Below are 1,064 nucleotides of genomic sequence, written 5' to 3' on the forward strand. Positions count from 1 at the left end.
TCAGAAAACGTATCGGTGAAGAGGGCGCAGAGCAGTTGCTGAAACTGAGCATTGATGCGGGCCTGAAGACTGGGACTATCAAGCCAGAGAGCTTCAAAACCGCCGTCATTGATACCACGGTGATGGAGAAGGCCATTGCCCACCCCAGTGATTCCAAGCTACTGCAGAAGTCTCGGGAAAGGCTGGTCGCACTGGCCCGCAAACAGGGCGTGAAGCTGCGCCAGACCTATGCAAAGGAGTTCCGGGACCTGAGCTACAAGGCCAGCCGTTATGCCCATGCTCGACAAATGAATCGACTGAAGCGCACCAATCAAACAATGGCGACGCGTGTCGGGCGTCTGATTCGTGAGCTGCTCAACAAAGTGCCCGTCGAAGAGGTTGCCGATGATTTTCTGGATATCCTGACCCGATCCAGCACTGCTATCCGCCAGGCGATTGATCCTGGTATGCGAACGGCGGAGAAACTCTTCGCCTTCCATGCTCCTGAAGTGGAATGCATCCGCAAGGGCAAGGCGCGCAAGCCCAACGAGTTCGGTTGCAAGGTCAGCGTGATGACCACCGCGGAAGAAGGCTTTGTGCTGTGCAGCCACGCCATGCATGGCAACCCCTATGATGGGCACACGGTGAACCGCAGTCTGCTGAAGATGCATTCGGTTACAGGCACCTTGCCAAGCGCCGTATTGGCAGACCGAGGCTACAGGGGAGCGGACCGCAACTGTCTGTTCTCACAGGTTCACATCACCGGCCGCAAACGGGGCAAGGGCAAGGCCCACGCGCTGCAGCACCGCAGAAATAGCATAGAGCCCATCATTGGTCACATGAAGAACGATGGACTGATGCACAGAAACTGGTTGAAGGGCGAAATGGGTGACAAGATCAACGCAGTGCTGTGTGGAGCGGGCCAGAACCTGAGAATGGTATTGAGGAAGCTGCGCGAGCTTCTTTGTGCCTGGATTATTTGGCCGTTGTCAGCGGTAATAACCGAGATTATCCGCCCAATCCGGTTGATGCTGGAGCGTCAAGAAATGATGGTTGCGTGAGAAAGCGGATACTTCAGGACCGAC

Annotated in this window: 1 protein-coding gene; it reads left to right on the forward strand. The window is 55.8% G+C overall.

Translation table 11 applies throughout. The features are described 5' to 3' along the window. Nucleotides 1-1,040, forward strand: a 1,040-nt coding sequence (locus tag E4656_RS20130) for an IS5 family transposase (protein WP_135485120.1), incomplete at its 5' end; no start/stop codon positions are given. Nucleotides 1,041-1,064: the final 24 nt, after the last annotated feature.

Source organism: Natronospirillum operosum, assembly GCF_004768465.1.
Lineage (GTDB): Bacteria > Pseudomonadota > Gammaproteobacteria > Pseudomonadales > Natronospirillaceae > Natronospirillum > Natronospirillum operosum.